Source organism: Halovenus marina (assembly GCF_051414115.1).
Classification (GTDB): domain Archaea; phylum Halobacteriota; class Halobacteria; order Halobacteriales; family Haloarculaceae; genus Halovenus; species Halovenus marina.
This window is the reverse complement of the sequence record NZ_JBLKNZ010000002.1, coordinates 120,159-146,449: the sequence shown is the minus strand read 5'-3', so window position 1 is coordinate 146,449 and position 26,291 is coordinate 120,159. Positions and strand designations below refer to the sequence as shown.

24 protein-coding genes are annotated in these 26,291 nt (G+C 48.4%); 7 read left to right on the top strand and 17 right to left on the bottom strand.

Annotated elements, in window-relative coordinates; translation table 11 throughout:
- Nucleotides 1-325: 325 nt before the first annotated feature.
- Nucleotides 326-709 carry a DUF7970 domain-containing protein gene (locus ACMGFL_RS15860; RefSeq protein ID WP_436936566.1) on the bottom strand — a complete coding sequence of 128 codons (384 nt, stop codon included), beginning with the start codon at nt 707-709 and terminating at the stop codon, nt 326-328.
- Nucleotides 706-1,575: a ParA family protein gene (locus ACMGFL_RS15855; RefSeq protein ID WP_436936565.1), complete on the bottom strand. Its 870-nt coding sequence runs from the start codon at nt 1,573-1,575 to the stop codon at nt 706-708. The genes ACMGFL_RS15860 and ACMGFL_RS15855 overlap by 4 nt, the downstream gene beginning before the upstream one ends.
- 1,834 nt (nt 1,576-3,409) lie before the next feature.
- Here ACMGFL_RS15855 and ACMGFL_RS15850 point away from each other — a divergent pair.
- Together ACMGFL_RS15850 and ACMGFL_RS15845 are read left to right on the top strand one after the other, a co-directional pair.
- Nucleotides 3,410-3,715: a hypothetical protein gene (locus ACMGFL_RS15850; RefSeq protein ID WP_436936564.1), complete on the top strand. Its 306-nt coding sequence runs from the start codon at nt 3,410-3,412 to the stop codon at nt 3,713-3,715.
- Nucleotides 3,716-3,775: 60 nt separating this feature from the next.
- Nucleotides 3,776-4,204 (top strand): hypothetical protein, encoded by a 429-nt coding sequence (locus ACMGFL_RS15845; protein WP_436936563.1) that lies wholly within the window; start codon nt 3,776-3,778, stop codon nt 4,202-4,204.
- 11 nt (nt 4,205-4,215) lie between these two features.
- On the opposite strand, the gene ACMGFL_RS15840 is transcribed toward ACMGFL_RS15845, so the two are convergent.
- A complete protein-coding gene (locus ACMGFL_RS15840; RefSeq protein WP_436936562.1) occupies nt 4,216-5,547 on the bottom strand; it encodes an ATP-binding protein in 1,332 nt (443 codons plus the stop codon).
- A gap of 153 nt (nt 5,548-5,700) precedes the next feature.
- Between ACMGFL_RS15840 and ACMGFL_RS15835 the strand changes: the two genes are divergently transcribed.
- Nucleotides 5,701-6,150: a hypothetical protein gene (locus ACMGFL_RS15835; protein ID WP_436936561.1), complete on the top strand. Its 450-nt coding sequence runs from the start codon at nt 5,701-5,703 to the stop codon at nt 6,148-6,150.
- Between the two features lie 39 nt (nt 6,151-6,189).
- On the opposite strand, the gene ACMGFL_RS15830 is transcribed toward ACMGFL_RS15835, so the two are convergent.
- Entirely contained in the window at nt 6,190-6,576 is a 387-nt protein-coding gene (locus ACMGFL_RS15830) for a DUF8146 domain-containing protein (protein ID WP_436936560.1), read from the bottom strand.
- A gap of 113 nt (nt 6,577-6,689) precedes the next feature.
- The gene (gene nucS, locus ACMGFL_RS15825; RefSeq protein WP_436936559.1) at nt 6,690-7,445 is read right to left on the bottom strand and encodes an endonuclease NucS; all 756 of its coding nucleotides are present in this window, start codon (nt 7,443-7,445) and stop codon (nt 6,690-6,692) included.
- Between the two features lie 121 nt (nt 7,446-7,566).
- Here nucS and ACMGFL_RS15820 point away from each other — a divergent pair, with 121 nt between their 5' ends.
- Nucleotides 7,567-8,064, top strand: coding sequence for a DUF7995 family protein (locus tag ACMGFL_RS15820; RefSeq protein WP_436936558.1), 498 nt, complete (start codon nt 7,567-7,569; stop codon nt 8,062-8,064).
- Between the two features lie 55 nt (nt 8,065-8,119).
- Here ACMGFL_RS15820 and ACMGFL_RS15815 read toward each other — a convergent pair whose 3' ends face one another.
- Complete coding sequence (locus ACMGFL_RS15815; protein ID WP_436936557.1) at nt 8,120-9,637, bottom strand: Cdc6/Cdc18 family protein; 1,518 nt, start codon at nt 9,635-9,637, stop codon at nt 8,120-8,122.
- 1,571 nt (nt 9,638-11,208) lie between these two features.
- Complete coding sequence (locus ACMGFL_RS15810) at nt 11,209-12,045, bottom strand: deoxyribonuclease IV (RefSeq protein ID WP_436936556.1); 837 nt, start codon at nt 12,043-12,045, stop codon at nt 11,209-11,211.
- Between the two features lie 405 nt (nt 12,046-12,450).
- Here ACMGFL_RS15810 and ACMGFL_RS15805 point away from each other — a divergent pair, with 405 nt between their 5' ends.
- Entirely contained in the window at nt 12,451-13,131 is a 681-nt protein-coding gene (locus ACMGFL_RS15805) for an SOS response-associated peptidase (protein ID WP_436936555.1), read from the top strand.
- A gap of 71 nt (nt 13,132-13,202) precedes the next feature.
- Here the strand turns inward: ACMGFL_RS15805 and ACMGFL_RS15800 are convergent, their stop codons facing one another.
- From ACMGFL_RS15800 to ACMGFL_RS15775, 6 genes are all read right to left on the bottom strand, one after another.
- Nucleotides 13,203-14,141: a replication factor A gene (locus tag ACMGFL_RS15800; RefSeq protein WP_436936554.1), complete on the bottom strand. Its 939-nt coding sequence runs from the start codon at nt 14,139-14,141 to the stop codon at nt 13,203-13,205.
- Nucleotides 14,142-14,344: 203 nt separating this feature from the next.
- Nucleotides 14,345-16,504, bottom strand: coding sequence for a type B DNA-directed DNA polymerase (locus tag ACMGFL_RS15795; protein WP_436936553.1), 2,160 nt, complete (start codon nt 16,502-16,504; stop codon nt 14,345-14,347).
- Nucleotide 16,505: 1 nt separating this feature from the next.
- The gene (locus ACMGFL_RS15790) at nt 16,506-16,838 is read right to left on the bottom strand and encodes a DUF8156 family protein (protein WP_436936552.1); all 333 of its coding nucleotides are present in this window, start codon (nt 16,836-16,838) and stop codon (nt 16,506-16,508) included.
- Nucleotides 16,839-16,840: 2 nt separating this feature from the next.
- A complete protein-coding gene (locus tag ACMGFL_RS15785; protein WP_436936551.1) occupies nt 16,841-17,794 on the bottom strand; it encodes a P-loop NTPase family protein in 954 nt (317 codons plus the stop codon).
- 179 nt (nt 17,795-17,973) lie between these two features.
- Nucleotides 17,974-18,840, bottom strand: a complete 867-nt coding sequence (locus ACMGFL_RS15780) for a hypothetical protein (RefSeq protein ID WP_436936550.1) — start codon at nt 18,838-18,840, stop codon at nt 17,974-17,976.
- 32 nt (nt 18,841-18,872) lie between these two features.
- Complete coding sequence (locus tag ACMGFL_RS15775) at nt 18,873-20,096, bottom strand: hypothetical protein (RefSeq protein WP_436936549.1); 1,224 nt, start codon at nt 20,094-20,096, stop codon at nt 18,873-18,875.
- Between the two features lie 293 nt (nt 20,097-20,389).
- On the opposite strand from ACMGFL_RS15775, the gene ACMGFL_RS15770 reads away from it, so the two are divergent.
- Nucleotides 20,390-20,560, top strand: coding sequence for a DUF7837 family putative zinc-binding protein (locus ACMGFL_RS15770; RefSeq protein ID WP_436936548.1), 171 nt, complete (start codon nt 20,390-20,392; stop codon nt 20,558-20,560).
- A 27-nt stretch (nt 20,561-20,587) separates the two neighbouring features.
- On the opposite strand, the gene ACMGFL_RS15765 is transcribed toward ACMGFL_RS15770, so the two are convergent.
- Nucleotides 20,588-20,998, bottom strand: a complete 411-nt coding sequence (locus ACMGFL_RS15765) for a hypothetical protein (protein ID WP_436936547.1) — start codon at nt 20,996-20,998, stop codon at nt 20,588-20,590.
- 276 nt (nt 20,999-21,274) lie between these two features.
- On the opposite strand from ACMGFL_RS15765, the gene ACMGFL_RS15760 reads away from it, so the two are divergent.
- Complete coding sequence (locus ACMGFL_RS15760; protein ID WP_436936546.1) at nt 21,275-22,726, top strand: amidase; 1,452 nt, start codon at nt 21,275-21,277, stop codon at nt 22,724-22,726.
- 40 nt (nt 22,727-22,766) lie between these two features.
- Here ACMGFL_RS15760 and ACMGFL_RS15755 read toward each other — a convergent pair whose 3' ends face one another.
- The 3 genes from ACMGFL_RS15755 to ACMGFL_RS15745 all read right to left on the bottom strand — a co-directional run bounded on the left by ACMGFL_RS15755 (nt 22,767) and on the right by ACMGFL_RS15745 (nt 26,291).
- The gene (locus tag ACMGFL_RS15755) at nt 22,767-24,308 is read right to left on the bottom strand and encodes a GMC family oxidoreductase (RefSeq protein WP_436936545.1); all 1,542 of its coding nucleotides are present in this window, start codon (nt 24,306-24,308) and stop codon (nt 22,767-22,769) included.
- 151 nt (nt 24,309-24,459) lie between these two features.
- A complete protein-coding gene (locus ACMGFL_RS15750; protein ID WP_436936544.1) occupies nt 24,460-25,425 on the bottom strand; it encodes a branched-chain amino acid ABC transporter permease in 966 nt (321 codons plus the stop codon).
- Complete coding sequence (locus ACMGFL_RS15745; protein WP_436936543.1) at nt 25,422-26,291, bottom strand: branched-chain amino acid ABC transporter permease; 870 nt, start codon at nt 26,289-26,291, stop codon at nt 25,422-25,424. Before ACMGFL_RS15745 ends, ACMGFL_RS15750 begins: the two co-directional genes overlap by 4 nt.

The following is a 26,291-nucleotide window of genomic DNA, read 5'->3' as shown; positions in this document are numbered from 1 at the left end:
GCTGAGGTTATTAGTCTTATATCGAAAAAACCTCTATGGTACTGCCCTCGAACTCAGCTGAGTAGACCAAAGAAAGTTCGAACTTCGTTCCTGGCGGCTCTACCCTGGGGAAGCGGCGTCGTGAGGCGGTTGCAGCATTCGTGCTTCACCGAGAGCGGCGGGGCACTTCAAAGTGGTCGTGATTATTGGTGTAATCATGACCAAGAGAGAATGAACCGTATTCCTAATATTCACGCCTCTTAGACACTCAAACACCCGATACCAGTATTATAAACTGTATGCCGCTATACAAAATCTTCGCCAGTGTCGCTACAAATGCGTCCGCTCATTTTAAGTCGTATCCCCAATCTCGAAGCTGTTCTCCGACTTCGTCCAGATTTTGTAACCCTACAAGATAGGCAGCTTCGCGAAGGTCTGCTTTATTCACCGTTTCATCTATCGGGACGTTGCTAAGAGATTCTTGTTCACGCTCGAATGTCTGCTGCTGAAGGTGTAGCTGCACTGTCTTAGGTCGCCCATCTGTGATGCTATTTCGTTGGTAAATCCATGGTAGCTCTGTCTTAGAGTTGCCGGTAGACGTATCGGAAGGTGATGTATCAGTCGAAGACTCCGTCTGAAGGTTTGGTTGGTCTTCATTCGAGTTTTGATCCACTGTATCGTCGGCTGCGAGCGGATCATCGTCACTCGCACCAGATTTGAATCCAGTCATGCTATCTCCTCCAAGGCTCCGGGTTCAGGAGGGTATGGAGCTTCAATATCAACCTCAGCTTCTAGAAACCGAGCTATTCGGTCAAATTGGGCAAGTGTTTCGACTTCATAATCCCGTCTCCGCGTTCGGTGTTCTCGGACATATTTGAACGCTGAACACTGTTGTTTCCAACATCCCTCCATCAACGAGGTTCGATCCCCAATTACTTCGGGAGTAGGGAACTCAATTTGATCGACCATCTCTTTTTGATCGCGTGTGTTTTTTACACCATTTGGAACCGCAGCTAAGACGCCGACATCAATATTCAATTGGTCAGCGAAGTTCGTTGCGAGATTCGCTAATCCCTCAATAGAAGCTTGACCTTTCCAGGACGGCTCGACCGGAATTACTAGGTTTCGTGTTGCGTAAATCGCGTTATAGAGGTGATCGGATTCAGTTGCGGGGGGATCACAAATTAAGACGTCGTAGTCATCACTCACATCAGAGTCGCGAAGAACACGTTGGAGTTGCGCATAGATGTTGTATGCATCCCCAAGATCTTCCGCTTTACTCTGTTCACGACTTAGGTGCGAAGACAGATCTGAGAGCATATTGTGTTCTGGAACGATATCAACACCCTCAGATGACTTAATTAGGTCATCGAAGGGGCCTTTTGGACTATTCACTAAATGTCGTACCAGGTTGTCGGCAGTCCCGTTAGCTCTGTCACTATCAACGCCCATTAACCGAGATAGGTCTCCGTCCTGAGGATCCAGAGGGACAACTAGGGGATTTAGCCCCGCTCGTGCATGAGCAACCGCTAAATTCGCTGCGAGTGATGTTTTGCCAACGCCACCTGCTTCGCTGTATATTGTGTATGAAAGCATGGTCACTGGTACAACACACTTCCATAAGTAAGTTCGTCAGACAACCTACCTAAGACACTTATCTAAGACAGCTATCTGACTTTGTTGTATAACTTTGATGGATAAGATGGTGGCATTCGAGATGTGGGTAAATATCAGGTCTGAGATTACTATCTAAGGGAGATAAATTAGTGAAGTAGGAAGGTAACAGACATCGATGAGACGGAGCGAAGCAAAAATACTGTGTTGTTGCTGGTCCCCAAACCAACCAACACCCAAAACTATCACGATGGTAAGTGGTCCCCTTACTTCAACTCATATAAACTATAGCAAGGCGCTGAGAAAGGTACATTAGAGGTCCGAACGAGTTCGTCGAGAATGGGCCCCGAGCTACGACTGAGATCGTGTTAAAAGAGTTTGACAGCATCCGATAGTGGAGGCTGACACACTACTGCAACCTAACTAGCACTGAGGTGTAGAATCAAGAGTTGGCCGGATCTAAGGAATTGAGCCAAAACAACAACTAGTCGATGGTTATATATGTAAACTCTGTTTACAGCCGTATAGTATACCTCTAAAGTTGATTTCTACTTGTATGATATACTATGGTTATGATATTTCCAAGGGGGGAGAGATGGTGAATAACAATACGGTAGTCGATCACATCAATTAGTGGGATACGTACCGGGGTTCCAGTTTGTAGTACAAAAGTTTGTGCGTATTATTTAACAATACGAACTTGTCGTTAGTTCGTATTAATGAGTGTCTCAGACGGTCTAGCATCAGTATCCCAATAAAAATATAATATATATTATATTTAAGTGATGGCCAGATTGCTTTCTATTAGACTAATTTAGTAACATAATGCAACTACGTGTGTCTGTTTACATCCCCAATATAACAATACTGACAAATATAATGTAATGTTTACTTAAAAACATATATGTCCATCCGGCCCCGGTAATACAATCCCCCGGAACAACCCGCAGAACCCATTTCCAACTCACCGCTCCGTTGTTCCTGAGGGAAATCCAGGCGAAACGATGACCATAAAATATCCGTCCCTGCGCGTGCCCCATGGGCGTCAAGCCCGAAGCTACAGCTCCAACAACATGGAGATGTCTCCATGTGATAAACCATTCACAGGGCTTCTAGCGGAGAAAGCTCTCACAGACAAACCACGCGATTTCCAGGGCCTGCCCGCGATGATCTCCAGTAGTATCTCGGTTGTCAAGACTACATACCCTCCTCAACAGGGATCGTTTTTATACGCTAAAGATCGGGTCTCCGGTAGCTTTTGTACAGATATCGCTCAAACGCGTGAATCGAACAGTGATACAACAACAGCAGGTGGGAACTAATGAGAAAACATATTGAACAAACAAGTAGCGAGTCGACTCTTGGAGAGGATCAAAGCGAACGCTCCCCAAGCGACGTAACGATTCCGAATGAACCCGCACACTCATGCTATCGGTGCAAAAGTGAGATAGCTATCGAGAAGTGGAGCTGTCCGCACTGTGGCGCACTGCAATTCACGAGTCGAGTTATTATTCTGTTGTATCTATTCGCTGGACTGCTTCTCCTTCCAATCACAGTATGGGCAGTGTTCGTCGCGATAAAGGCTGGGTTTTTCACATCCATCGAAGGGTATAGTGTCGGAGCTCTGACCCTCATTTTACTGGTTTTAAATACCACCGCATTTGTCCTGATATCATACGGATATCGAGAGCGACGCAAGGCGATTCATCGGCACGCTCAGAAAGAAAACCCATAACGCAACAAGAGATAGTGACGATACGTCTGTCACGAAGACAATAAACAAACCAGATACAATTCGCCCTATCTTGATTCAGATATGAGTCGAAGCACTAGAGAGGAACAATTGGAGAACATAGCTCGCGACTTATGGGGTGAGGAATGGACGATTGAGACGCGAAAGTGGGCAGATGGTTCAAGCCAGTCAATTGCATTCCACACAAAGAAGGTAGTCGATAGAGATGCGGACATACTTGAGCGGGAACTGTTGAAACTAACCGAAGATGGTTCCTACGTGGTTCGGAAAGAACATTATCGGACAGAAGCAATAACGGAGTGCAGAAAAATTAGAGAGGATAGTTTTGATGATCGAGTTGAGAAGAAGCCTCGAACTGCGGAAGATTAGATTCTGACCATCTGGTAGACAGTACACTTTTTACAACTTGCCTTATTGTTCTCTGGTAGAATGGATTGGAACCGGCAGTTTATTCTCCGAATCACCCTCATTATCGGTGGGTTCACGATAATTTTAACAGCTTGTTTTGTTGGGCTCATCGCATTAATGTCGGGAGAAGTAACTGAGTTCGATGACAGACTTCCCTGGTATCTGGTCACCGTAGCTATCGTGTTTGTCTCGACGATAATCTACTTAGAATTCAACATATCTGAAGGAAAGACAATAATTGTATCAGCCATCTTCACCGGGATACTATCCTTCATATTGACGTTCTTTAGTGTCGAAGGCGTTCTATTTGCTGCGAACAATCGCTCAACAGTGTTCGATTCGAGATTGATAATCTACTTTTTTGCAGCGGCGCTTGTAGCGACTGGGATCGGATACTGGGGCATACAACACTGGCGAGAATTCACAACAAGCGCAGGACCCTCTCGATAGTTGCAAGTTGACTAATCGCTGTATCGTATCCGATGCAAGAACGACCTGACTCGATATGTGATGGAACGGAGCAGATAGCCAAATAAGTGGACTAGCTCTACTAGATTTCCGGAAAAGCCGCTGCGTTGCGCAGGAGGGTCAGGTGGGACGGGTTTCTGGGGCGGCTTCGAAACTGTCTGTGGTGTCCGTTCATGGGGTTCTCGCGCTGAGGTCCGATTCGATGATTGTAATTCGGCAACCTGTGCCTCTAAATTCTGGTTCCGTCGACGAAGTGATTCTACCCGTTCACGGAGTTCATCATCACTCAACGAATTTAGATCTGCTGGGTCGCCCCCTGTTGTAGTGTCTCCATCCTCTGAGACCATCTCATCTAAATTGGAAGAATCAGGGGACTCGGTAGTTTCAATTGTAGATGACTCTCCCTCTGATTGAGCCGGGACTTCACTTGAAGCTTCAACAGCAGTATCTGGATCTGCCGAGACATCTCCTGTTTTAATATCACGGATGAGGTCCTTGCTTACTGAATTCAAATCTGGGCGGTCGTAGCTCTCCAATCCAGGTGTTGCTCCTGCATCATGAGTTTTCTTGCGTTTAAACTGGACGCATTCAACTGATTCGTCCCAGTCGGTCATTAGATATCCTTCACCAGTATCCAGATCTTCAATTTGGGATGCAATATCGGAGCCAAGGATGTTACGAACCACGTCAATATCGTTTTGCCAGGTCAATCGATGCCAGATCATCCAGTCACACTGGGTGATGAAATCCTTATCAACTGACGATGGTCGTTGTGAGATGCCGAGCATACCTAGTCCTCGCTTGCGGCCTCGCTTAGCAACTCGTTCGAGAAGTTCGCTGAGTTCATCAGTCCCTCCTGATTGAGGAAGATATTCCTGCATCTCTTCGACAACGAGTAAAAACGGTTTTTGTGCTTTCTTTTCTTTCCGGAATAACTCACGAACGGTACTCGCGATAAGTTCACGCGCAGCATCACCATCCAGATACCCCGATACGTCCAAGATGATCGGCATATTGCGCTCTAAAGCTATCGTCGCTAGTTCGTCAGCATGTTCCGCTGTTACTTGTACATCACAAATATCGTCATTCCCAACATGTAGAACTTCATATTTCTCTTTGAGTCCGTAATATTCCCCCTCTGGGTCGACTACCAAGAGGTTATAGCCGTTATCCAGTAATTCCTCCGCGATTACCCCCGCTGAATTAGACTTCCCACTGCCAGATTTCCCAGTAATGAATCCCCGACCAGTCAGGATCTCGATTACGGGCAGCGTAGTCGCACCCTTTGTTGGAACAATCCAGTGGGTCTTGTCCTTGTCAGCCATTCAGTAGGGATCGTTGCGCTTCAGCCGATATATGCTTTGTTGGAATGTGTATCGTATCCAGAAAAGTAGATGCACTCGTTCAAGAATTACTTTATAGATGGAGAATCTATGTATTCAGACCGAGATAACCCAGAAGTTATGGGGTAGATCGATATGCGCGATACGAAAACCAAAGACCGGGAGTTAGAGCAAATTGCGTTTGGGAAGAGTATCAATTGGGAAGAGGAATCGAAGTATGGCACAATATTTTTTGGGCCAGAAATGACCCGCACTTTCCCTCCGATGAATGTGGGGACTGCAGAAACTCTTCTTGAAAAAGGATACATCGATACTGAATATAGCCATAATAACGCTCCGAACTCAGCACGGTTGGTATCCTGGGCAGGAAAAGTCCAACATGAATACAAATCATATGACCTCAGAGTTGGGATGATTGGATATATGGTTTCACCGGATCGACCGGATTCCCGACTGGCGTTTACTGGAGTGACAATAGACAGCCCGACGAACATTCCAGAGTCACTCAAGCGTGAAGTCGGACGAGAATTTACTCCAGACCTGATCGCTGTCGACGATTTCAATATCGAAGTCCGGTGGGATTAAGAGAGTACAGAGGAGCAGTTCCGTACAAAAGAAAGGGTTTCAAGGATCTAATTCTTCTAAGTATACCATCTGTTGTGTAGCGGATTTTTCCGATTCGAGTTCCGATTCGAGATGGCTTACTTTTTGTTGGTACTCTGTAAGTTGCTCTCTGAGATGTTCACACTCTAACTCTAACTGTTCATGTTCTCTCACTACGCTTTTCGGTATCTCGACAGTGAGAGGAAACTCGTTTGAGGCTTGGCTTGCTGTGTTTCCAACCTCGTATTCAGGAACAACACTAACTCTCCCCTCATGGGCAGTGATTGTATCAACGTAGTCTCGGAAAATCGAGGATAATGAGAGATTCTGTTGAGTAGTGAGAGTCTGTAGCTTCTGGAATTTCTCTTCTTCAACCCGAAACGAGATCGTCTTGGCTTTATTTGACATAATTACGTAGCTCCTGCTGTGTGCTAGATGATAGCACCCACATATAATAGTTATCAATCTGCATCTAACTATAGTGTAGTTACCTGTTATATCTTAGTAGGTAATACGGCAAATCACAGAAAGTCATCAAAAGTTGTAGACGTGACATCACCACGACCGACAGCAAATTCCTCAAGTTGACCGAATTCCAGGTCATTATCACGAAGCGTTCGTCTCACTCTGTCGCTTGCATCTGGCGCAACAAGGATTCCTCTTGCATTCGGATTCGATTCCCGATATTGATCCATGTACCGTTTCAACTGATCGACGTGGGAGAGTGTGGCTTGACGTCGCTTCACCTCGATAACGACTGGGAGCCCCTCTGAGTCTGTCGCAAATATATCAATCGTCCCATATGGTGTTTCCCGCTCGTGCTCGAGGACCCGGAGTCCCTGTTCAACCTCGTCTGGATTATCCAAAATATACTCGTGCATCTCAGTTTCTGTCCCAGAAAGCTCCAGGGGTACAGAATCTTCCGCGGGGTATCTAACAATATGATATGTACCACGAAGGTGAACGTTGACGCGCTCAATCGGGTCTGATCGACGAGCTGTGATTGTACAGCCATCATCGTCGACGCTGGCAAAGATAGAGCTTCCAGGAGGTTGCCAATTAGCGGGGTCGTTTCCAGTTGGTCGATGAACTAGTAACGTGCCATCAGGCTTAGCGATAATCAGTCGTTCTCCAACTCCAAGATATCCAGAAGCGCGACCCTCGTATTCGACATCACAATTGGCGAAGATCGTAATGACGTCACCTTTCTGAAGACCTGTCTCGACTACCTCAGCAATAGTCTCGGTATCTGGCAAGGGATATGCGTCAAGATCCATTACCAATAGATTCGAGCCCGAGAAAAATAGAAGCAGGGGATGATACTCAATCAGTCAGAAACAAATCACAACAGGGACTCCTGCCAAAATCTTAATTGGAAGAGCACCTGTAATGCTACCAGTGAAAAACGAAGAAGCCTTAGTCTATATTCTGGTTGAAGCGCCGAGTCGAAAGATAGCAGTCCAACGAGCAAAAGCAGCGATGGAGGATGTTATTGATGCTGTATCTCGACCGTATGAGACGTTTCAAGAGTATAAGATGTTCCAAGGAGAAGACGCTCAGGATTTACGGGAAACTTTTGGAGAAAAGCCAGCCGCAGCGCCTCTTAAGACTAATCAAGGAAAACAGCTGTTGGATGAAGCATGGGAACAAACGGAGCAGAATTTCAACGAGAATTTAGAAGCTGTCCGAGAGCTGCTTGACCAATATTCTAATGAAGAACTTATGAAAGACGCGGAGCACGTCAGATTACGTTTCTTGCGGCTAGGAACAACGATTGGCCCTTCTGTTCCAATCTATACGGAAACAAGTTATCCGATACGCGATCGTGATGAATTAGAACATTTTATTGACGCGCACGGTGAGATCTGGATCGTTCCATTTGTGGGGGTTTCGTAGGTCTGGAAAGATATATTGATATATGATGTGGATCTTTGGCCATCAACAAATTTAGTTATGTTTCTTGCAAATCAGATAGTCGCGAATCCGATTCGATAACTGAAAGGGTTTCTTCCAGTGGTACTGACAAGTTGATTTCTTTGGAACGTCCATATCGTCCCTTACTCACAACGACAGCATTCACGATCCCAAGCATATCAAGTTCACTAATAAGGTCAGTAACTCGACGTTGAGTGAGTACCTCTATCCCAATTTCTCCACAAATCCGCTTGTATTCGTTGAAGACTTCTCCGGTATTAATATCACTCTCGCCTCGCTTTTCGAGCTTGATTATCGCTAACAGAATGAGTTTGGATTGTTGTGGGAGGGTTCTAACGGCCTCTACAATACGATTGAACTCGATCTTTTCTTGGGCCTTCCGAACGTGCTTTTCGCGCACTATATCGCTCTGCGAGCGTTCGGCGAGCTCACCGGCAGTACGAAGAAGGTCAATTGCGCGTCGTGCGTCCCCATGTTCTTGGGCTGCGAACGCTGAACAGAGGGGAATGACCTCTTCAGCTAATACATCATCTTTAAACGCAATTTCAGACCGTTGTTTAAGAATGTCTGTCAACTGTTGAGCGTTGTATGGTGGAAAAACGATCTCTTCCTCCCCCAGACTCGATTTTACTCGGGGATCGAGGAAGTCAGTGAATTTGAGATCGTTGCTGATGCCGATTATTGAAACACGAGTTCGTTCCAGATCAGAGTTTATACGGGAGAGATTATATAACGTATCGTCACCAGATTTCTCGACTAATTTATCGATTTCGTCGAGCATTATCACGATAACTCGCTGGTACAGGTCAATTGCTGAGAAGAATTCGTCGTAGACACGATCCGTGGGCCACCCCGTCATTGGTACTTGTTCATGGGAATCGCGATACATTTCGAGGGTCCTGACGCGTTGACTTGCCGCTTCCACAGAGTCATACCCCATCTCGCTCAGTTGACCCATATTTTGGTTTTCGATGTGTTGGTTCAGTGTCTCCACGTCATCTTCAATACGATCGAAGTTATCTTGGATGAATTTGTTCGCTAATCGCGCCAGAACGCGATACCGAGTATCTGTAACTTCACAATTTATGTATTCGACTTCGCATGGAACTGAATACTGTTGTGACGTTTGCTCTAACTCGTCGCTCACATATCGCGCACTAGCGGTTTTCCCCGTACCTGTTTTCCCATACACGAGAATGTTTGACGGTGTATTTCCTCGAAGCGCCGAAACTAAAATCGTCGCGATATTGTTGATCTGATCGTTCCTGTGTGGTAACTTCTGTGGGGTGTAGGACGGTCGAAGCACCTCCTTTTTCTTGAATATGGGTTCACCCTCGAGCAAATTGTCGAAAAGCCCCGCGTCTGAGTCAGATTGCGCGGATTCAAGATCGGGGATAGCTTGATCCGTAGCTCCATGTTCGACGCGTTGAGTATCATCTGAGTCTTGAGACTCATCGTCCGCAGGGCCAACCTCATCCAAGTTTGGATGCGGGATCTCGTCGTTATTTGGTTTGCTCTCCGTGTTATCGTCCATGGTCTGCTGTCACGTCATTCGTGAGTAGAAACTAAACCCGAGGGTCTAGGCTTCATACTGCTAGATTGTTTGGGATACGCGATGTGGTAGATGCTCTGGACATCGATTCAGTGCGTGCAACCCACCTCATGAGAGCAACCGTAATAAAATCTTCCGTATGCATTATTGACATATATAGAGGTATGAACCGTAGATCCCGTCTTTGTGTTATTTACTACAAGAAATACCATATATTGCTAAGGTTAGCAAAGAGATAGATATAGATACTATCTCTTAGTAACATCAACATTATATACACATAATGATATTTCACTTTTTGGAACAACAGATTTATAATACATACTTGTTATTGATCGGATAATAGCCATCAGCAAGAGTTAACGTGGTACACATGCGCAGGACTATCACCTCGGAATTCGATGAAAAAAGGAGTTTCTCCGGGTCCAAGTTCACGTGCTTCGGATCCAGAGAAGAAGCAAAATTCGGGGAGCCGCCTGCGATAATGGTAAGCCGTTCCATGAATCCCCCGGGATATGATGAGTTAGTTGAGTTCACGAAGTGGGGCATCAATCGAAAGAGCGAGTCAGCGAACTCGATACAGTCCCAAAAGCTGCTCAGTAAATCAGGTGTCCCATGATGCCAGATATCAAAAAATCGCTCACGTTGAACGGGCACAAAATCATCCCAAAGGTAAAACATCGAGGATCAGTGCGACGATGGCAATGTGTGGATTGTCGAGTTGAAGCAGACGACGCAGAGCAATATCTATCCAAAACTTGTACCCAACCGGCCGCTAGTGAGACGCAAAGAAGTTAGTGAATATTCCATGTGGGAGCTTTGAAGGGGAGAATGGGGGTTACTCTTCGGTTGTACCCCCGCGTACATGGAGCGCTGGCTGGCTTGCAGTAGCCTGCCAACTTGAACGAGAATCCATACGGTATTATAGGTAAGTAAACCATGGTGGAAGTATATCCCAGAAAAATGTTTGCCTGCCCTGAAAGGCAATCTAAGTAAGTCTAAAATATATTTAACTGTCCGATTAGTAAGGATTCCTTATAGCTATCCATGTCAATCTTCACGAATATGAATAGTATTATATATTCCCCCTATGTATCTACCACTCCACTAATACGAGACAAAGTAGAGTTATCCATGAATTGCATAGGATGTGAAGAGTCAGAAGTGTTCAATAGGGTCATAGTGAATCAGATCAATCACCAAGAGCTAGGCCTCTATTGCGAACAGTGTGAAACAGAGAAGTTTGGAAGTCTACTGAACGATTCATCCTGGCATCAAGATCGCGGCTGCGCGTTTTGTGAGAATGCTGGGACGTATCAGCTCCCGAAAGTTGATTGTCTAATTAAGGACGACGATGGGGAACCAAAGCATATCGATTTCGAGATGTACGACGATACAGTCGCTCTGTGTGAAGACCACCTGAAAGAGCTCATCCCTGAAAAGAAGATTTTCAAGGAACTTATGGACAAAGAAAAAGTGTATCAAGAGAAGCTCGAAGTTTGAGTTTCGGGGATGGGCTAAATGTGGAATACTAACGCCATTTGGGTAGTGTATTACTCGTAAAGTGAACGAACCTTCTTGATATTCCAGGCATATCCTTTGCTATCTTCAGGAGTTTCTAATACCATCGGTAATTCCCTGAACCCTGAATGATTGATGAAATTCCTGAATCCTTGCTCTCCGATCTCACCCTCCCCGATGTGTTCATGCTCGTCCTTTTCTGAACCCAGCGGGTGTTTAGAGTCATTTAAATGCAGATACTGGATATTCTCAATCCCGATTACTTCTGTTGCTTCGGACACCAACTGGTCCATATCATCCTCCGTTCTAAAATCATATCCTGCAGAAAACAGATGGCAGGTATCCAGACAGATACCCACTTCGTCATATGTGTAAGTAGAGAGTTCAACCATCTGATCTAATTGTTCAAAGGTTTTTCCGACGGTCGTCCCCTTCCCGGCGGTGTTCTCGAGGAGTAACATCGTATTGTTGGGGATATCGAGTTCTGAGAGTCGTTCTGCGACATTTTCGACCCCGGTTTCCTCACCTGCACCTGTATGAGAGCCAGGATGGAAAACATAATACGGGATCCCCAGTGTGCTACAGGCGTCTAACTCGCCCTGAACGGCCTGAATAGACTTTTCAGCGAGATCGTCTTTCGGCGTCGCAAAGTTGATCAGATAGGTCCCGTGGACTATCCAGGGGCCCATTTGTACCTCTTCAAGAGAGCTTTGGAAATCAGTTCGATCTGACTCGGTTATTTCTTTGACTTTCCATCCCCGGGGTGAGCCAACAAAAACTTGGCCAACGTTACCGCCGAGTTCCTCTTCGGTTGAAACTGCGGAGTCGAATCCGTCACTTATCGAAACGTGTGCACCGATCTGTAGCATGATTAGTTTGGTTAGGAGTGCGATGACAAATATTTGGCTGTTGTTAATAAAAAACCAAAAATACGTATAGGATAGTAGCTTGATAAATTCTAAGTTATAACTATTACAAAATATATAAATGCACAATAATTAGACAAAGACAATAATTATTTATTGCTCTATAATGATTAATGATTAATTGAATTCACAGACGGGTATTACAAATATAGAGCCGTAATGGCGGAAATATACCAGACGGGAGTAATATTTAGCTCTTTGAAGCTATGCCGTAGACTGGATTTCTGAGAATGATATAATCGATCTTATATTTCCCCGATACCTCAAGGTCTAAGAGTTGTATAGAGGTAGCCAATACCAGGAACTCCATCCGAAGGAATTTTGTCCGATTGCGTATTCTTACTCACTATGTGTGGTCGGACATCGCTTTTCATCCCACAGGATGTACTACAGGATCAATTTGATGCAAGGGTCGTAACTGACGGTGGGTATACGCCCAGATATAATATCAACCCGGGGCAGCCGCTTGAAGTCATAACGAATAAAGCGCCAGCAGAGATTGACCAATTCAACTGGGGATTGCTTCCACCATGGGCCAACGAACTCAGTGATAGGTACATTAACGCACGGTCTGAGACTGCACATGAAAAACGGTTATTCTCTGAAGCCTGGCAACACAGGCCGTGTCTGGTTCCATCATCCGGGTTTTACGAATGGAAGCACCTCAAAAGTGGCTCGAAACAACCGTACCGAATATTTCGCGAAGACGACCCGGCCTTTGCCATGGCTGGCCTCTGGCAAGAAACAACGATTAATGAGGAGTCGGTTCGATCGGTCACAATTCTCACGACGGATGCAAACGACGTTATCCAGCCGATACATGATCGCATGCCGGTCATATTGCCAGAAACCACAGAGGACGAATGGCTACATGGAGGTCCCGAAACCCGAACATCCTTGTGCAAACCGTATCCAGAAGATGATCTCGAAACATATCCAATATCGAATAAGGTAAACAATCCCAGGAACGATGCCCCTGAAATCATCGAACCGGAAAGTACCGAGCAAGCCGGTTTAGAAGATTTTTAGTCACACGGTTGTGAACCGCTCTGGGCCAAGCCCCGAGACACTCGGCCTGATCCGCCTATAGATTACAGGGTCTAGTTCTCTATCTGGAGCGACCGCCCACGGATTAACAGTTCTTCGTATGGTGGGACACACTCCAATTCTTCTATAGTATCCACCAAAAAATATCGATTTAGGTGAGAGCCCGTAACTCGATAATATCTGCCGAGGGTTCGTTCTTCCATTTCACTCACAACGATATTTCGGTCTATCTCGCTTTTCGCCATCTCGATGGCTTCCTCCAACGTGATCTCGGTCAGTGACTCAGTCAGTTCGCGGTCGAACAGTATCTCTTGTACAGACTCTCCATCGTCGAGAACACCCTTGATACGGAGATCAAACTCACCATCAATTTCCCCGTGTTCTGCACACAAACCTTCTCGGAGTACCCGTGAGCAACCATTCTGCCGACATCGTTTAATAAGCCCGCTGCCTGTTTGGATGTCCACCAACGCTCCCTCAACTTCAGTCGAACCAGTATTGACTGTTATCTCGACATCTGCTTCCTTGACAGTAGTAGAACTATTCAATTTCACTGAATAGGAGCCTTCGTATTCGTCAGTCACAATACTCTCAAGATAGTATACTTCCCCCTCCTGGAGTTCAGGAAGTCCCGATTTCTTCCATTTAACGAATCTGATTGTGCCAGTCTCGTCGCCGAGGAGTCCGACTTGTCCGATGGATTCACTCCGTGGCTCCCATAGATCAACTACTTTCGCAGTTACGTCGATCCATTCGTCAGGTTCGTCAATATCACCGATATTAGTCTGTTGGAGCCTGCTTTGAATTTCGTCTGAATCCACGTCCAAATCATCAATAATGTTATTCTGGACGGTTCGTTGTGCTTCATTTACTGGGACTTGATACTCGTTGACAAGTGAGTCAAGTCGTTCTTCGATTTCAGCAACGGTTATCGTAGCCTCTGCGGGGAGTTTCTCGTGGATGGTTTCGGCAAGGTTTTCTATATCTGTCATGGGTAATCCGGACCCGCATGTCCATGGGAATATACGTGATGTGCCCTATGCTCAAAATACTAGTGGGGATCCCTTCTTAGACACAGTGAAGACCCATTTTGGTCAGTGCCAACAAGATTTTCGCCTGTCGGTTTTGTCACGTTCACAACAGTCATTTTAAGCGTTCTAGCGTCGAGAGGCTACTGTTTCACCTGTTGGAGGAGTTAGTTTTGCGCGATGAAACTTGTCAAGCCGATCTCGTGTGTTTCGGCGAGTTCTCGTCTGATATCTGAACGATCCCAGCCGAGTGGAGACAGAATACTCTCTACAGCTCGGATGAGTTGTGTCTCGTAGTAGGCCGGATCGTACGTATCGATGTCTTCGTGAGCCAACGCAACACGCTCGCGAGATGATTTGTCGTCGTCAACGACCACGTATTCGATATCTTGTCCCGGATTGACTGCGAGACCGTGGTCGTTAGCTCGTTCGAGCGCCGCGACGTTATGCGTATACTGTGTATACTCATCCACGCCTTTGGAGACGCGGTTTCTCTCGACAAGTTTGTCAGCTGGGACACCCCCTGAATAGAGCTGCGCGATAGCCTGTTTAAGATAATCTAGAACAGCATCGGGAGAACGAGTATCGTCGAACCGGGAAAGACATTCGCGCTGGACGTTCTCTATGAACGACGGTGTGGAGCGCTGGCGCGCTTCGATACCTCTGAGTTTGAACGTTTCCTCGTCAGCCACTTTCCCGAAGTATTTCGTCAGTGCGCCAGCGTTACTCTCGCGTTGTGGGACAAATGCGACCCAGTCGTAGTGAGCTTCATGTTCGAGACGGATATCGATCGTCTCGGTGAGTTCCTTCGCGAGGGCGTCGAGGTCTTCCCGTTGACAGTCCTCGATTTCTGGATCCGGAGTCACCCAGATCGAATCAACGATGCCGTGGACGACACGCCATCCGCCGTCTTCGAGTCGTTGTTTTGCGGTCAACAGAATGTCGCGAGCGAACGCGTTGATTGCTTCATGACACTCGATCCGTCCGAACTTCGCGTTACTGAACCCCTGGTATCCGAAACAAGCAACAAGAATCCACTTCAGCGCATCTGACCGGCCCTGGAGTTCAGTGAGTCGGTCTTGATCTGGGTCGTCGCGCTGCTGTTCGCGACGAATGTCGGCTTTGATTTGGTCACGGTCGTCGATGATCGGCTGGAGGACATCGACGAGGTATCCTCGTTCGTCACAGATCGAGTAGTCGAGTTCTGGGACATCGGAGCGCTCGGAGTGACAGTCACATCGAATGACGTCCGGAGAGACGTTCCGTGTACAGATGATGTTCGGATACAGCGAAGAAAAATCGAGTTCGTGAACGTCTTCGTGAAGTCCAACATCTGGGGCGAAGATGAATCCGCCGCGGTCGGCGTCGTGGAGTGTCCCCATGGATTTATAGAATTCGTGGCGCCAGGAGTTCCACGGCACCAGTACCCCGCGGTCGTGGGCTTCACGGATCTGGATTGCGGTGAGGACATTCCCGATTGATGCCCACGAGAGTTCCTGTACTGGTTTTTTCGAGCGCGACACGAGGTCCAGCATTCCGTCGAGGTTGGTCTGGCCGTAGAAGAACGTGTTCGACTCGTCGATAATTGCTCGTCCGGGGACGTTATACCGAGCGGGCGAGTGACCGACCCGACCGTAACTCGTATACGTCGATTGGCCAGCGAGTTGTTGGTACGCAACATCGGATCTGCGACCGAGAGTGAACGTCTCAATTCCTGCCTCTGTCGCCATGTCGTGCAGCGTCGGGATGAGTTGACCTGCCGAGCAGATCAGGATATCCGGGTCGCGCCGCTCTAACGCGTCTTGGAGAGTATTGATGATATCAATCGGTTCGCCGGTGACTGTGTTCTCTCCGATGCGAAGGGCCGTGTACGTATCTTTCGCGGTTTCACCCACTGGGACACTCAGTCTAAGCGTCGATAATTCGCCAGCGGGTGTCGGGTCGATACCGTTCTCGAGACAATACCGGAACTCTCTGGAGAAGTCGACGTTGTAACAAACAAGATCGCCGACTGGATAGTCAGATAGCTGTCGTGCTTGACGTGCCACGGTAGTAATGTGGTCGATATGGTCGACATCGACGGCGAGTACTTCCTCGTTGTCGCGACGGAAGCCGGGACGTCTTTGGACGGTATCGGTCGCGACGACATCTGGATGGCGCTCGTAGAGGGCACGGAGGGCGGCATAATCGATATCGACGTCTGTCGACCGGGGACCCACGAAAAAACGCGGGGTGTATCTATCTTGTTCTGTTGTAGTGATGCTGTCCTCTGTCTTATGCCATTCGAGGACGCGTCCGTCGTCAAGAAAATCGATCTTGAATGGCATATTATTCGTCGCTCCCTTGGGTTTGTCTGCCCATCTCATCCAGTGGCGTCGACTCCAGTTTGTCTTCGAGTTCGTCAAGCTGGGTTTCAAGCTTGTCGAGACGTTCTTCCTGAGCATCGAGTCGTGCTTCCTGCTCAAGATCGATGCTGAAGAGAGCCGGGAGAATCGGGTTGGCATGATTCAGCAGTCCACTCGCGTCTGCGTGTTCCCGGGCATACTCGAATAACTGGTCAAACCGGGGTTGGTCACGGCTGCGGAGCGCACGCCGAAAGTCAGCCCAGCGCTCCCGGATCGCGCGAAGCGCGTCTCTGTATGTCGGGTTTGTTCGCCCCATCGTTACCACCCGGCTGCACTCGCTGACCCATCCCAGGCATCAAGCAGGGGGTTCGCGGTGAGGTTCGCCGATGAGCCATCGGATGTCACACCCGTCCCAACGTTGGTCGTACTGGACATCGACTGAGTGTTGTCTGGCGATTCAAGACCAACCTGGCGAGCTCGAATCCCGAGTACCTGCTGCCAATACGCGAACGTTGTTTGGTAGTATCCACTCTCGACTGGGTAGACGAGTGTCTCGAACTCCTCGCCGACGAACCGCGGGCCCATAGGCGTGCGTTCGCACGTGAGGTGATGGTCTGCAGCGGTTGCGAGCGATGCTGTGAATTCGTCTTTATCAGTCCGAGTCACAAGCACCGGGAGATCGTACCCGTTTGCATACGTCGCGAGCCGTGCAAGGACACGCGCTTGAAGCGTCTGGGCGTGGGTGTCCCCGAGCGTATCGGCATCGCGATAGTGGGCGTCAAGTTCCGGGATAACGAGTAAAGAGGGTGGATTTCGTTGACTCGTGGCGTTGCGCCCGTACACCTGGGAGGGGTCTGTGTCGTTGGAGACAGCGTCTCGGAGCGCTTCATTAATCACTGACGAGAGGTTGCAGACAGCGCCGTAGTGTTGGTACGGGGTGAAGCCTCGGGCAACGTGTATCCGGTCGATGAGACGTCTACTAGGCGCGATACGTGCAAGTTGTGTCGTGGTCGCGTGGCCATTTGTATCAACCCAAAACGCATCCCCATCGTGTTGGAGGAGGTGGTCGAGAACAACCGACTGGAGAACCGGCACGCCGCGGCCTGCTTCAATATCAAGCAGCGTGATTCCCTCGTCCAGCGATGGGAGAAGGTTCTCGTGGCTTACTGACTTCCTCCGACGGAGTAGATCGCGATTGTCATCTGCATCCCGTGTCGGAAGCCCCGTGGATTCTTGCGCGGGAGTGTCGTTGGTTGACGAGTTCTTTGACATATGTGATCGATCGAGGACCTATCGGATAAGCAGCGGAGCGAGGGTTCCAAGCTTCCGAGATAGCTATTGACCGCGGGATTACACCCCTCCCGTCCAGTAGATATCGCGGCGAGGTCGGTGTTTCCGGTTAGCTTCTGAGTGTCAGTCAGAGATTGCTCTCCAGTTGGCAAAACGAACAGCTAGAAGGGGAGATACGAGCGGGCCCAACTGAGAACACCACCAGTCTCGTTCGCGTTCTCAGAGCCCCCGGTTTGCTCCCCCTCGAGATCGACCCATTCAAATTCGGAAGAAGACTCAATTTCCTCTCGGACATCTTCAAGAATATAGTCCGAGCGGTTTGCAGGTAATGCAGGAGGACGCTCGTCTTCGATGAGTGATTCATCAGAAGTCTCCGTCGCTCCGTTTGATCGATCCGTCGACCCAGCATCTGGTGTCGTTCTGTCTGTGGATTCCGAGTCAGAGTCTGCGGATTCTTCCGGCTGGACGTCGTCTGTGGTCTGTTCTCCGTTCGGAGTAGACGCCGCAGTGGCTGTAGTCGATTCAGTGGTTGAAGTTTCGTCTCCCTGTAAATTATCCTCAGATTCCGCCCCGGTTTCGGAGACAGCAGACGTTCCGTTAGTCTCAGGGTCAGATGTCTCATCGTTGTCTTCTACCTGAATTTCCGGATCAAGGTCAGTCGACGTGCTAAGGACACGTCCTCCCTGAGTAGCAATAACCGACCCTGTGGAGATGAGATCCAGAAGATCCGGAATATCAACGCCACGAATTCCGTATACCGTCTCGACTTGCTCTCCACTTTCAAGGTCTGTACAGAACGCTACTGATGAAGCTTGCAATTCCCAGGACTCATCCATATATTTCTCTGAGAAACTGACCTGTGAGTTAGATAGATCCTCGGGCACGTTCTGGAGGTAGTCGACTGTAATTGTCCCGTCCCCCTGATTTGAAAACGTGAATTTGACCGCCAGATACGTATCCAACTGATAGACCGTTACCTGGTAGTCAAGAGCATCAACATCCTTGTCGCTCTGTGTTGTCTCTGTCATCGTTCGATTACGGGGTATCTCTGGCCCGCATGTTAGTCCTCCATGAACGTTTTGAGTCCACCAGTCACCTTCTTCCGCCAACGCTGGAGATCGTTGAGCTCTGATTGAAGATCCTCGACCTGTTCGTCGACGTCATCCAGATCCTCCGATTGTTCCTCAACTTCCTGTTCGACAGATTGGAGGCGTGGTTCGACTGTGTCGTCCCAATCTGGCGTGGATTCGACCTGGTCTTTCATGTCGTCAAGTTCTGCCTCCAATTCTTCGACGCGTTCTTCGAAGTCACCGAAGATTGTAGCGGGATCACCGTGCTCGTCGAAGACCTCCTCCATAGATTGGTGGTATGCCTCAATATCACTCATCCGGGATTGAAGATGAGAGATTTTGGCATCATGAGCCTGTTCGTTAGCGCTCACTCCGGTACTCAACGACGCAAGTCGCTGACGATGCTCTTCGGAGAGATTGTCAACTTCGATTCGGTGGTCTAATTCCTCGATCAATACTTCGGTTGAAAGAGATGCTAGCTCGATGGTGTCAGTGTCGCGATTCATCGTGTCCTCGCTGAATGGGTGTTTTGCCGGGTCCTCATCGGAAGTTTCGTTAGTTTGCGTTGCGCCATCATCGTTGGTCTGGGCTGAGTCAGTTGAAGAGTCGGGATCGTCTGTCAGTGATGACCCCGGCTCGATGTCGGTATCGAAATCGTCTGTATCGATTAGGATATCGTCAGGGCTGTCCCCAGTGTCGCTAGTGTCGTCTGCGACAACATCTTCGTTTTCGATATCTTGGGGGTCTGAGTTCCTGATGTCTACGAAGACATCCTCTGCTAACGGATCGGTGTTATCCGTTCCCTCAGCAACACTCACCTCTTTCGCAGCGCCAAGGTCTGACTGATTCTCAGGAGTATCAAGGGGAGTGATTTCGGTAATTTCTAATTCACGTATCGCCCGGCTGATCATCGATTTATCCGGAGAATCGACAGCATAGAGTGTGGTCAAATCTGTGTCCGGTTCCAGCTCCGCTTCGAATTCGAGTTTGTCAGAATGAAGTGTCCATGCGTCCTGACCGAAGTCGGGATGAAACCCGATGCGCTCTACATCGATGTCTGGGACTGTAAGCGTGACACGTACCGGTTCTTGGCGATTAGAAACAAGTTTGAGGACGACAGAGGGAACCTCGAATTCATCACTTGTATACAGCTGGTGGATTGTTATCCCATCAGTAGAAATCGTCGCTCCCTGTTCATACGAACTGTCTCCCATATCGGGGAGTGACAACACTAGACCAAAACAGTAACGCTATATTATCAATAGAGATAAATATTAGCCGTGTAGAAGCAGTGGCAGGTTGGATTAACTGCAGCTACGCAGTCGATTGAGAACCAGAAAGCAAATCGCTATTGAAACCTGCGATCAACTCTGTGGAAACCCCAGTAACTGAAAAGAGGCGGCACAACGACTATCGAGATCGGGAATTAGTGACGCATTAGTTTGAAAGCCTCTGGAAGAAGAGAAGGCGGTAAGTAACTATCTAGCAGAGTTCTGTCTAGTTATGTATGCTGAGGGATAGAAAAATCGGGGCAGATGAGCCGATTCTTGGTGTGTGCCCGGACTGTAACATACCGATTCCGTCTGCAAATCTCGTGATCAAGTACAAGACAGCAGGTGGGTGGCCCCGATTTCTTGCCGAATGCCCCCGTTGTAAGGAGTCAGTCTATCCCAAATGAGTGCGCTTTAAATCGGCCCCGTTGGCCTTACCGAAACGGGTTTTGAAGATCGGTGTCAGAGAGTCGTGTCGCTCCTTCGGAGACAGCCTCAGCGACGGCGTACTGGTCAGTGAGAAGAAAGCAATTATAGCCGTTGGCGCTCCGTTGTATCACCGAATCTTTGAAGATGTTCTCGGGGTGTGCGGTGTATTTTTCGACGACAACGACAAACTTTGCAATTGGCTCAACGACAACCAGGTCGTACCCGTGGTCGGTTAAAAACGAACGGAGTTCCTCGAACTCATCGGTGGGAACCTCGAACCGATACTGACTGTGGTTATAAAACGGTTTCAGTCGGCCGAAGACGTCCACGCCCTCAAAGTAGTGTTTGAAGAGGTAGATTTCGTCGATCTTGAAGATGTTAATTTGTTCTTTGGTCGTCCCACCGGACTCGGCCATACTGCGTGAGTATTTGTCACGCATCGTCTTGAATTTCAGTATTGCACGGCCCGGGTCATTTCAGCGGAAGTTTTTGGCTAATTAGGTGGCGGATATACGTTGTCTATTCAGTAATATTTATACAATTACCCAAATTTCCCCGATAGTCTGTGACCGAGACGGAGCGCGCACTCACAGAGATTGCAGTACAGATAATCAACGAAAGCAATATAAGTACGGACAAGATTGAATTCAGCCACCACACCTATATAAGTCCATAGTCAATCCGGTTATATTATGACTGTCGACACATTCACATCCGTTTCGGAACTTTCAGACCAAATCCGTCGTGGTTCACTTTCCCCTGTTGATGTAGTCCAAACATATCTCGAGCGAATCAGAGAGTATAATAATACACTTAATGCATACATCACCGTTCTAGAAGATAATGCAATACAGAAAGCAAAGGAGCGCGAGCGCGCTCTTGATTCAAAGAGAGACATCGGCCCACTGCATGGAGTTCCAGTTGCTGTGAAAGATCTCTATGCGTTCGTCGAGAATGAAAGACACACATTTGGAGCGAAACCGTTCTCTGGAAATGTGGCTGAGTCGAATGCAGTCCTTGTCGACCGACTTGAACAAGCAGGAGCAATTGTCATAGGAAAGACGAACACACCTGAATTCGGACATAAAGGGACGACAGACAACATGCTTGATAACGTCGGCACGACCGTAACACCCTTCGACGAAACTCGAACCTCTGGCGGCTCATCGGGTGGAAGTGCAGCGGCAGTTGCCGCTGGTCTCACAGGAATTGCGCAAGGATCGGATATTGCAGGTTCGGTTCGCATTCCAGCGGCATTCTGTGGTGTGTTTGGACTCAAGCCATCATATGGACGGGTACCTCAGGTTTTTCCATCAAATGCATTTGCCACTCACACTCCATTTCTCTCCAGTGGCCCACTCACTCGGACAGTTGAGGACGCAGCCCTCGCCATGGACGTGATGTCCGGACCGCATCCAGGTGACCCATTTAGCACTCCTGACGACGAGATCAACTATCGGGAGGTGATCGACCGCGAAATTAGTGGATTCAATATAGGTTACACAGCGGACTTCGGGGAACTTCCAGTAGATCCAGAAGTACGTGAAGCGTTTACCCAGGCTGTCGAAGTGTTTTCGACCACCGGAGCAACGGTGTCACCCATAACGCCAGACTTCTCGAACTCGTGGGATGCTATCCAGCAATCTATGAAGGTAGCACTAGAAGTTTTCTATGCTGACCTAGCAGAGATGTTGCAAGATAACTACGGCGTGGACTTACTTGATCACAAAAAGGACCTCCCTGTTAATGTGGTCAATCGAATTGAATCAGGACAGCAAACCCGTGCTGTCGAGTATAAGCGAACTGACGCTGTACGGACGGACGTTCTGAGGACATTTGAGAGTCTCTTTAATGAGTATGACCTCCTTCTCACACCGACTGCAACCGTACCCCCATTTCCACACGACACACACGGCCCTTCAGAAGTTGACGGTGTTGAGATAGACCCCCATCATGGCTGGGTTCTTACTTCACCATTCAATCTCACTGGTCACCCAGCTGCATCGGTGCCAGCAGGAATCACAGATGATGGGCTACCAGTTGGACTTCAGATCGTAGGGCAGCGCTTCGCTGATGACGATGTCCTTGCCGCTAGTGCTACGTTCGAGCGTAAACAGCCATGGGCCCATACTCTGAGTGGGTGAGCGTGTAACTCTAAGGATAATCGGATAACTCCCTGGGTTCCTAATTAGCTGAAAGGATTGCATCTGCTGCCTTCTCAGCGATCATGAACGTGGGTGCGTTCGGAGCACCACCAATAATCGTTGGCATGATCGAAGCGTCAACAACACGGAGATTCTCGACGCCTCGGACGTGGAGTTGCTCGTCGACAACAGCCATCGAATCAGTGCCCATTTTACAGGTTCCAACGGGGTGCCAGAATGTACCAGCGTTTGCCCGAATATACTTGGTAATCGCTTCATCAGAGGGGCTAGGAGACCATGACGCAAGTTCTGTGCCACGATGGTTTGAGAGGGGGTTAGCCTCAACGATCTCGAGGCTTTGTCTCACACCTTCTACCATCGCTTCGAAATCTTTCTCATGGTTAAAATAATTTGGCTCAATTACAGGATTATCTGATCGATCCGTCGATTGCAGAGTGATCCGTCCACGGCTCTTCGGACGGAGAAGGGCAACAGCAATAGCAAATCCATCCCCTTCGGGGGTAGATTGGCTCGGCACCTCTCGGTAGCCCGGAGCGACAGTAATTAACAGATCGGGTGCGGGGAGATCCGGATCACTTCTAACACAGGCTCCTGCCTCAGACATGGCTCGTGTCGAGGAACGACTATAGAGGTCTGAGGACTCATCTAACTCGTAATTCAACCACATGAGGACATGATCGTGGAGATTTCGTCCAACTCCAGGACTATCAGTGACGATTTCGATGTCGTGCTCACGTAGGTGATCGGCAGGCCCAACTCCAGACAGCATAAGCAACTGTGGTGAGTTTATTGCTCCACCACAGATTATCACTTCCGAGGTTGCATCTACTTGGTGGGTCGTCCCGTCCTGCTGGTAGGTCAAACCTCTAGCCTGTGTCCCGGTAAACTGAATTTGGGTTACTTCAGCACTGGTCTTAACGTCAAGATTCGGCCGATCCAGCACCGGTTTCAGATAGGCATCTGCTGCGCTATGTCGCTGCCCATCCTTCTTAGTCATCTCAAAGATGCTAACCCCCTCTTGTGTGAGTCCATTAAAATCGTCTAGATGGGGAAGACCCACAGAGGAACCCGCCTCGACAAACGTCTCAGCCAATTCATGAGGGGAATCCGAACGAGTGATATTGAGTTGTCCGTTCTGCCCTCGATACGCAGGATCCCCTGCTTCTGTATTTTCAACCTGCTTGAAATACTGAAGAACCGTGTCCCATTCCCAACCGTCGTTTCCGACTGACGCCCAGTGGTTGTAATCATATGGATGTCCACGGAGATAGATCATCGCGTTGATCGAACTGGTACCGCCCAGAGTCTTGCCTCGGGGCCAGTAGATTCGACGCCCGTTGAGTTCCTCTTGGGGTTCGGTGTAGTACTCCCAGTCGCGGTCTGTTTTGAACAGTTCCGTATATGCAGTTGGGTCAGAGATACGTTCATCGTCGTCCGGTCGACCCGCCTCCAGAACGAGAACTTGGTTATTGGGATCAGCGGAAAGCCGATTGGCCAACGTACAGCCTGCTGTACCTGCTCCGACAATAATGTAGTCGTATGTGGTGTGTTGAGCGTTCACTCATGGAGAATCAGAGCACTAAACCATAAATCCAAGGAGGAGTGAAAGTCGACTTTCATAAATATGTATTGTTGATCGAATGGGGAAGTTCAGATACGTCATCTTCCTTGTCTATTCAATTAACAGCCAGAAAACAGTGAGTTCGGTCGAGTTAGAATCGGTTCCGAAGCCAGCCACCTAGTCCCTCGGGGAGATAGATCAGTAACACCAACAGCGCCGTTCCGTATACGAACAGGCGAATGTCCGAGATGAATCGGAGGTATTCCGGGGGAAATGTGACAAATAACCCACCAATAAAACTCCCTGCAGGGATCGTAATCCCGCCAACAACACCGGCGAGAATGATATCGACCGTTGCTGAGAGGTCAAACATTGTCGGTGCAATATAGCCATTTAGCGGTGCATATAGACCGCCAGCAAGTCCGCAGAGAGCACCGGTGATGACGAACGTGTAAAGCCGGTAGCGGAAAACATTAATACCGATGGAACCAGCCACCTCTTCGTTCTCTTGAAGGGCGAATAGCGTTCCGCCAAAGTCTCCAGAGAGAGATCGTGACATAAGAACGAGCACACCCGCATACACGATTAAGATCAGGTAGTAGTATACCCCCTCAATAGGAATTGCATTTGTGAGAAACTCCGGAAAGGCCAGATTCTGGGCGGTAAATCCCTTACTTCCGCCGAAGATGTTAGGATAGAGATCAAGTGCGATCACGAAGATCTCGTTGAACGCCAACGTAATAATTCCAAGATAGATCCCATGAGCTCGTAGCGAGGGGCGACCAAGTATGTACGCAGCTACAGCACCGCCTGCTATTGCAAGAACAAGCGCTATCCAAGTGGGGACACCTCGCTGAACGGTCATCACATAAGTATATGCTCCGACACCGAATAATGCCCCCTGTGCGAGAATCAACTCTTCTGCGTAGCCGATTGGAATGATAGCGGAAAACGCAAGGATTCCGAATACAAGTGCCAGAGTCATAAGATAGAGCTGGCTGAGCGATACGAAAAATGGCAGAGCAACAAGTACTAAGCTGACAATAGCGATCCCCATCTTTTTATAGCCCAGACGCACAGGGACTCTGGACAGGAAGGACTCGTTTTGCTTACTCATAGTTCCCTCCCCTGAAAACCCGTAGGCTTCCAGATGAGAATTAGCATAAGTATCCCGAACATCACGATCAGTCGGTAACGACTCCCAATAAAGTAGGCTGTGTAACTCTGGATTAATCCGACAAGAATACTCGCGGCAATAGTGCCATAGAAACTTCCTACGCCACCGACGACAACAATTATGAACGCAAACGATGAGAATTCAAAACCCATGTTATATGAAGCTGAAAAAATCATCGCGTAGAGAATCCCCGTAACCCCCGTTATTACTGCTCCGAGACCAAATGTGAACATCGAAATCTTTGTTTTATTAATTCCGACAAGTGTCGCACCATCTTCGCTGCTAGCGATCGCTCTCATTGACATGCCGATATACGTCCGGTTCGTCAAGAGATAGAGCCCAACCAGAACCAAGATAGCGATGCCTGCTGCTGCCAATCTGAGTGTGGAAATTGAGGTCCCAAAAATGAAGAGAATTGGGAAATCAGGTGTCTCGATCTGGTAGAAGGACGAACCGTAGATATTCCGTAATAGATCAGAGAATAGCAGGGTGATCGCGAACGTGGCAAAGAACGAAAGGAGGAAAAACCGCTCACGTTCGTAAAAGTGCGAGATAACTGCCCGTTCCATAACTACACCGGCGACAAATGTGGCAGCTAGAGCCAGAAACACACTCAAGAGGAGGGGAGAACCTATCCCTGTCAGAGATATTGTTAGGAAGGCCGCTAACGCTGCGAACTCTCCCTGGGCGAAATTTGGAACTTCCAGAATACCAAAGATGAGTGTAAGGCCGACCGCTGTTAGGGCAATTAGGCTGCCAAAGATGAATCCCTCAAGGGTGGCGGCACCAAGTGTATTAAAAACCAT